8 protein-coding genes are annotated in these 6652 nt (G+C 72.5%); 6 read left to right on the top strand and 2 right to left on the bottom strand.

Going from position 1 to position 6652, the window contains the following annotated elements; translation table 11 throughout:
• Both rpsF and HW578_RS21025 read right to left on the bottom strand, forming a co-directional pair.
• Positions 1 to 407 (bottom strand): 30S ribosomal protein S6 (rpsF, locus tag HW578_RS21030; protein WP_198372673.1); only part of this gene is annotated, 407 nt, incomplete at its 3' end.
• Positions 408 to 562: 155 nt separating this feature from the next.
• The gene (locus HW578_RS21025; protein ID WP_198372672.1) at positions 563 to 1009 is read right to left on the bottom strand and encodes a hypothetical protein; all 447 of its coding nucleotides are present in this window, start codon (positions 1007 to 1009) and stop codon (positions 563 to 565) included.
• Positions 1010 to 1157: 148 nt separating this feature from the next.
• Between HW578_RS21025 and HW578_RS21020 the strand changes: the two genes are divergently transcribed.
• The 6 genes from HW578_RS21020 (at position 1158) to HW578_RS20995 (ending at position 6588) form a co-directional block, all read left to right on the top strand.
• Entirely contained in the window at positions 1158 to 2132 is a 975-nt protein-coding gene (locus HW578_RS21020) for a Bug family tripartite tricarboxylate transporter substrate binding protein (RefSeq protein ID WP_198372671.1), read from the top strand.
• Between the two features lie 298 nt (positions 2133 to 2430).
• On the top strand, positions 2431 to 3240 hold the full coding sequence (locus HW578_RS21015) for a class I SAM-dependent methyltransferase (protein ID WP_198372670.1): 810 nt from the start codon (positions 2431 to 2433) through the stop codon (positions 3238 to 3240).
• 90 nt (positions 3241 to 3330) lie between these two features.
• Positions 3331 to 4290, top strand: a complete 960-nt coding sequence (gene fabD, locus HW578_RS21010; RefSeq protein WP_198372669.1) for an ACP S-malonyltransferase — start codon at positions 3331 to 3333, stop codon at positions 4288 to 4290.
• Positions 4290 to 4715 (top strand): GNAT family N-acetyltransferase, encoded by a 426-nt coding sequence (locus HW578_RS21005; protein ID WP_198372668.1) that lies wholly within the window; start codon positions 4290 to 4292, stop codon positions 4713 to 4715. The genes fabD and HW578_RS21005 overlap by 1 nt, the downstream gene beginning before the upstream one ends.
• An 11-nt stretch (positions 4716 to 4726) precedes the next feature.
• Positions 4727 to 5467, top strand: a complete 741-nt coding sequence (fabG, locus tag HW578_RS21000) for a 3-oxoacyl-[acyl-carrier-protein] reductase (RefSeq protein WP_198372667.1) — start codon at positions 4727 to 4729, stop codon at positions 5465 to 5467.
• A 77-nt stretch (positions 5468 to 5544) separates the two neighbouring features.
• A complete protein-coding gene (locus tag HW578_RS20995) occupies positions 5545 to 6588 on the top strand; it encodes an alpha/beta fold hydrolase (protein WP_198372666.1) in 1044 nt (347 codons plus the stop codon).
• Positions 6589 to 6652 lie beyond the last annotated feature (64 nt).

Raw genomic sequence — 6652 nt, 5'->3', positions numbered from 1 at the left:
CGCTCGCGTCCGCCGCCGCGGCCCGAGCCGAAGCGGCCGGCCGGGCGCGGGCCGCGGAAGCCGCGCTCGCGGTCACGGTCGTCGCCGCGCTTCGCCAGGACGGCGGAGGGCGCCTCGTCGATCGCCTCGACCTTGATCATCAGGGACCGCAGCACGTCCTCGTTGAGGCCGAGCTGGCGCTCGACTTCCGGCAGGGCGGTGCCCGGCGCGTCGATGCCGAGGAGCATGTAGTGCCCCTTGCGGTTCTTCTTGATCTTGTAGGCGAGGCCGCGCAGGCCCCAGTACTCGCGCTTCTTCACCTCGCCACCGCCTTCGGTGATGAGGCCGGCGACCTGCTCGGCGATCGCCTCGACCTGCTGCTGGGTGATGTCGTTGCGCGCGATGAACACGCATTCGTAGAGTGGCATGTGATCTCCCTGTGGCTGTCTCAGCCCTGGCCCCGGGACGGGGCGCGCAAACGGGCATAGCCGGGCGCTTGCCTCGCGCCCGGCAGGGGAGCGGGGCGTAAAGCACGCAGGCCAGCCGAAGGCAAGGACGGAATGGCCGCGCCCGGCCCCTTCGGTCAGCCGCCCGGGGCCGCCACCCGCCGCATGGTCCACCGGCGCGCGCAGGCGGGGCCGAGGTATTCGCCGGTGAAGTCGTCGCCGTTGAATTCGCCCCGGAAGATGCTGGCGCCCGACCGCATGGTCAGGGTGGTCCGGTTCGGTGCATCGGCGTCCGGGGCACGCGCACGCTCCGCCTGGCCGAAGGCGATCGCGGCCGAGAAGCGGATGCCGGCCTCGGCGTGGTAGTCCAGTTCCGCCTGCCCATTCCTGACGCGCATCGTGCGCGTGATCGTGTCGGGGCCGCAACCCGGCGTCCCGGGTGCCGCGAGCCGTCCAGTGCCGCGCCAGTCGCCATCGTGGAAGCTGCGCAGGGGTGCGCCGGGCGCGCTGCCGTCCGCGCCCTGGGCGACGCATCCGGCAAGCATCGCCACGGCCACCACCATCGTGTTCGGACATCCGCGCACTGCGTGACTCCTCCATGCCCTGCCCGTTCACGCACGCAGGACGGGGGAACCAAACACGGCGGTCGCCAGCAGGGAAGCCTCGTCGGGGGGATGCGGCGACCCTCCAGGCGTGCTGCAATTCCACCTATCAAGCCTGGGAGGCCCCTTCATGAACCGCCGTTCCGCCCTGCTGCTGCCCGTCGCCACCCTGGCCTTCCCGCGCCTGGGCGTCGCCCAGGCGCAGTGGGCGCCGACGCGCCCGGTGGTGCTGGTGGTGCCCTTCGCGCCGGGCGGACCGAACGACCTGGTCGCGCGCCTGGTCGCGCCCCACCTCCAGCAGGCGCTGGGCCAGAACGTGGTGGTCGAGAACCGCCCGGGCGCCACCGGCGCCATCGCCGCGCGCCACGTGGCCGCCCTGCCGCCGGACGGGCATGCGCTGATCGTCGCCGCCTCCGGCACCATGACAATCAATCCGGCGGTGATGCGCCAGCCGGGCTACGACCCCGAGAAGGATTTCGCCCCGGTCACGCTGGCGATGTCCGTCCCCAACATGCTGGTGGTCCACAAGGACGTGCCCGCGCGCACGGTGGCCGAGACGATCGACTGGCTGAAGCGGGAGAACGGCCGTGCCTCCTATTCCTCCGGCGGCGTTGGCTCCACCGAGCAGCTCGGCATGGAACTGTTCCTGCACGCCACCGGCACCCAGGCGACGCATGTGCCCTTCCCCGGCGGCGCGCCGGCCGTCACCGCCATGATCCAGGGGACGGTGCAGTGTTCGATCCTGAACGCCGCCACCGTGCGCCCGCATGTCGCCTCCGGTGCGCTGCGCGGCATCGCCATCGCCATGCCGCGCCGCTTCGACCCGCTGCCCGATGTGCCCACCATGGCCGAGTCCGGATTCCCGCAGGTCGTCTCGTCCTCCTGGTCGGCCTTCCTCGCACCCGCCAATACCCCGGCTCCGGCCATCGCGAGGCTGCACGAGACCATCACCGCCGCGCTGCGCCTGCCCGATGTCACCCAGCGCCTGGTGGCCGCCGGCTTCACCGTGGATGCCAGCACGCCGGCCGAGCTCGGCCAGACCATCTCGACAGAACTCGCCCGCTGGAAGCAGGTGGTGCGGGATGCCGGGATCCAGATGAATTGACGCGCGCCGCGCCCGCCTCGGTCCTGGTGCTGCTCGGCGTCCTGGCGGCGGCCGGCCCGGCCGCGGCCTTGCATGCCGCCCGTCTTAGTGGCGGACCGAACATGCCGCCGTTCAGGACCCAGTCAGCCGCCCACCGGCACCTGACCGAAATCCCTTGCCGTACCGCGCCGGCACTCGCTGAAAAGCGACGACCCCGCGAGACCCGTCTCGCCAGGCGACCAATCGCAAAGCGGAACTATTCCATCTCCTGGCGCCCACTATGCCAGGATCATCGGCCGCCGCCCCGCCGGAGTGCGCCATGGCCGCTTCCTCGACCTTCGCCGCCACCGACGGCGATGCTTATGAACTGCAGATGGGCCGCTGGAGCCGCCGCCTGGCGGAACCCTTCCTCGACTTCGCGGGGCCCGTGGGGGCCGGCGAGGTGCTGGACCTCGGCTGCGGCACCGGGAGCCTGACGCTCGCCCTCGCCGCACGCGAACCGGCATGCCGCATCAGCGGGGTGGATTTCTCCGAAGCCTATGTCGAGCACGCGCGTCGCCGCACCTTGGACCCGCGCCTCGATTTCCGGGTCGGGGATGCCTGCGCGATCCCCTTCCCGGCCGCGAGCTTCGACCGCGTGCTGTCCCTGCTGATGCTGCACTTCGTCCCGCGGGCCCCGGAGGCCGTTGCCGAGATGCGCCGCGTCGCGCGCCCGGGCGCGGTCGTCGCCGCGACCGTCTGGGATGCGCGCGGCGGTTTCATCGCCCAGCGAATCCTCCTGGACACGGCGGCGGTGCTCGATCCGAAGGCGGACAAGCTGCGCGCGCAGAGCTTCACCAGGCCGATGAGCCGTCCCGGCGAGCTCGGGGCCGCCTGGCGGGCGGCGGGCTTCGCCGACGTCGCGGAGACGTCGCTGACGATCCGCATGGACTACGCGGACTTCGATGATTTCTGGGCGCCCTATCTCGGCGGGCAGGGGCCGGCGGCCGGCTATGTGGGCGCGCTCGATGGGCCGAGCCAGGCGCGGCTGCGCGACGCGGTCCGCCGCGCCTACCTCGACGACGACCCGGACGGGCCGCGCTCCTATGCGGCCACGGCCTGGGCGGTGCGGGGCGTGGCGCCTGGCTGACCCCGGCCCCGCCCTTCCTGTTGACAAGCGGCCCCCCGGGCCGCATCCCGCGCGGCCGTATCGAACGAAACTCCACGGAAACGCGCAATCATGGCAACCGCCTTCGTCTTCCCCGGCCAGGGCAGCCAGGCCGTCGGCATGGGCCGCGACCTGGCCGAGGCCTTCCCCGCCGCCCGCCACGTCTTCCAGGAAGTGGACGACGCGCTCTCCCAGAAGCTCTCGAAGCTCATGTGGGAAGGCCCGCAGGAGGAGCTGACCCTCACCGCAAATGCCCAGCCCGCGCTGATGGCGCATTCCCTTGCCGTGGTGCGCGCGCTCGAGGCCGAGGGCGGCTTCGTGCTGGCCGAGCGCGTGGCGCTGGTCGCCGGCCATTCGCTCGGCGAGTATTCCGCGCTCACCGCCGCCCGCACCTTCGATGTCGCCACCGCCGCCCGCCTGCTGCGCCTGCGCGGCGAGGCCATGCAGAAGGCGACCCCGCCCGGCACTGGCGCGATGGCCGCGCTTCTGGGGGCGGAGATCGACCTGGCGCGCGAGATCTGCGCCGCCGCCGCCGTCGACCCCGAGACGGGCCGCGCCGAGGTGGTGGAAGCCGCCAATGACAATGGCGGCGGCCAGGTGGTGATCTCCGGCGCCAAGGCCGCGGTGGAGCGCGCCATCGAGGTGGCGAAGGAGCGCGGCGTGAAGCGCGCCATGCTGCTGCCGGTCTCCGCCCCCTTCCATTGCGCGCTAATGGCGTCCGCGGCGGACGCGATGGCCGAGGCGCTCGCCAGCGCGCCGATGCGCGCTCCGCTGGTGCCGGTGGTGGCGAACGTGACCGCCGCCAAGGCCGCCGACCCGGCCGAGATCCGCGACCTGCTGGTGAAGCAGGTGACCGGCACGGTGCGCTGGCGCGAATGCGTCGCCGCCATGGCGGCGATGGGCTGCGACCGATTCGTCGAAGTCGGCGCGGGCAAGGTGCTGACCGGGCTGATGAAGCGCAACGCGCCGGAGGCCGCCGCGCTCGCGATCGGCACGCCGGCGGATGTCGAGGCCTTCCTGAAGTCGGTCTGATGGAGCCCGAGGTCACGCTCTCGGAACTGGCGGACGACCCCGCGGCGCGGGTGGCGCTGGAGGGGCTGTCGGCGTTCAACGCCCCCTTCGTCGGGCCGCACGGCTTCAAGCCGCTGTCGCTGGTGGTGCGCCGCGAGCCCGGCGGGCCGCCCGCCGGCGGCGCCTTCGGCTGGTGCTACGGCGCCTGGTACTTCCTGCGCTACCTGTACCTGCCCGAGGACCTGCGCGGCGGCGGCCTCGGCGCGCGCCTGATCGCGTTGCTGGAGGCCGAGGCGCGGGCGCGCGGCTGCATCGGCGCCTGGATCGATACCTTCTCCTTCCAGGCGCGTCCCTTCTACGAGAAGCAGGGCTACGCCGTGTTCGGCACCCTTGAGGACCAGCCGCCGGGCCACGCGCGGCACTTCCTGTTCAAGCGCTTCACCTGAGGATACGCGACATGTTCGACCTGACCGGCAAGACCGCCCTCGTCACCGGCGCCACGGGAGGCATCGGCGAGGCGATCGCCGCCGCGCTGCATCGCCAGGGTGCGACCGTCGCGATCACCGGCCGGCGCGGGGCGGAACTCGCGCGCGTGGCGGAAGCCCTCGGCGGTGCGCGCGTCATCGTCGCCCCCGCCGACCTCGCCGATCCCGCCGCGCCGGCGGCGCTGGTGGAGAAGATCGAGGGCGAGGCCGGCGGGCTCGATATCCTGGTCAACAATGCCGGCTTCACGCGCGACATGCTCGCGCTGCGCATGGGCGACACCGACTGGAACGCCGTGCTCGAGGTGGACCTCACCGCGCCCTTCCGACTCGCGCGCGCCGCGCTGCGCGGGATGATGAAGAAGAGGTCCGGGCGTATCGTCTCGATCGCCTCGATCGTGGGCGTGACCGGCAATGCGGGGCAGGCGAACTACGCCGCGGCCAAGGCCGGGCTCATTGGCATGAGCAAGTCGCTGGCGCAGGAAGTGGCGACGCGCGGCGTCACGGTGAACGTGGTGGCACCGGGCTTCGTCAAGACGGCGATGACCGATGCGCTGGGCGATGCGCAGAAGACCGCGCTGCTCTCGCGCATTCCCACGCAGCGGATGGGCACGCCCGAGGACATCGCGGCGGCGGTGGTGTTCCTCGCGAGCACCGAGGCCGGGTGGATCACCGGGCAGACCCTCCATGTGAATGGCGGGATGGCGATGATCTGACCCATCGGCGGCGCTGGCGCCGCGGGACGCGCATCGGCTAGCCTCCCGGACAAGAACCCCCGAGGAGGAACCGACCCATGCGACTGCTCCGCCGCGCGGCGCTGCTGCTGCCGCTCGTCCTTGCCGCGCTGCCGGCCGCCGCCCAGCCCGCCCCGCGCGAGGCCACCTGGACCGCAGCGGGCTTCCGCTTCCACACCGGCGAGGTGATGGACCTCCGCCAGGGCTACATCACGCTCGGCGAGCCCACCAACCCGGCGGTGCTGATCCTGCACGGCACCTACGGCACGGCGCGCGGCATGCTGGCGGCCAACTTCGGCGGGCAACTCTTCGGCCCCGGCCAGCCGCTCGACGCCACGCGCTTCTTCATCATCATTCCCGATGCGATCGGCACCGGGGCGTCGTCGAAGCCCTCGGACGGCATGCGCGCGCGCTTCCCGCGCTACACCTACGACGACATGGTCGCGGCCCAGAACCGCCTGGTCACCGAAGGGCTCGGCATCCGCAGGCTGCGCCTGATCCTCGGCAACTCGATGGGCGGGATGATGGCCTGGACCTGGGCCACCAACTTCCCCGAGGCGATGGACGCGATCGTGCCCATGGCGTCGCAGCCCACCGCGATGTCGGCGCGCAACTGGATGATGCGCCGCCTGATGATCGAGACGGTGCGCCAGGACCCGGCCTACATGGGCGGCAACTACACGACGCAGCCGCCCTCGCTGCGCATCGCCAATGTGATGTACGGCACAGGCACCAATGGCGGCACGCTGAACCTGCAGCGCGCCGCCCCCACGCGGGAGGCCGCCGACCGGCTGGTGGACCAGCGCCTCGCCGCGGCGCCGCCCGGCGATGCCAACGACTTCATCTGGCAGTGGGACGCCTCGCGCGACTACGACCCGGAGCCGAAGCTCGATCGTATCCGCGCGCGCGTGCTGGCCATCAACTCCGCCGATGACGAGCGCAACCCGCCCGAGACCGGCCTGACCGAGCGCGCCATCGCCCGCATCCCGCAGGCCCGCCTGCTGCTGATCGCGCCGAGTGCGGAGACGCTCGGCCACGGCACCACCGGCAATGCGCGGTTCTGGCGAGAGGATCTGGCGCGCTTCCTCGCGACGCTGCCTTGAGGCCCGGGCGGCGCGGGCGCGTTGCCGCCCGCGCCGCGCCCGAGGCGCTGGTCGCGCGCTGACG

The sequence above is a fragment of the Roseomonas rosulenta genome (assembly GCF_016106005.1).
Taxonomy (GTDB): Bacteria; Pseudomonadota; Alphaproteobacteria; order Acetobacterales; family Acetobacteraceae; genus Neoroseomonas; species Neoroseomonas rosulenta.
Note: the sequence above shows the minus strand (reverse complement) of the source record. Positions and strands in the feature narration are given on the sequence as shown.

Coding starts and splice junctions, on each gene's coding strand:
- HW578_RS21020 (WP_198372671.1), top strand. CDS start 1,158: ATGAACCGCCGTTCCGCCCTGCTGCTGCCCGTCGCCACCCTGGCCTTC.
- HW578_RS21015 (WP_198372670.1), top strand. CDS start 2,431: ATGGCCGCTTCCTCGACCTTCGCCGCCACCGACGGCGATGCTTATGAA.
- fabD (WP_198372669.1), top strand. CDS start 3,331: ATGGCAACCGCCTTCGTCTTCCCCGGCCAGGGCAGCCAGGCCGTCGGC.
- HW578_RS21005 (WP_198372668.1), top strand. CDS start 4,290: ATGGAGCCCGAGGTCACGCTCTCGGAACTGGCGGACGACCCCGCGGCG.
- fabG (WP_198372667.1), top strand. CDS start 4,727: ATGTTCGACCTGACCGGCAAGACCGCCCTCGTCACCGGCGCCACGGGA.
- HW578_RS20995 (WP_198372666.1), top strand. CDS start 5,545: ATGCGACTGCTCCGCCGCGCGGCGCTGCTGCTGCCGCTCGTCCTTGCC.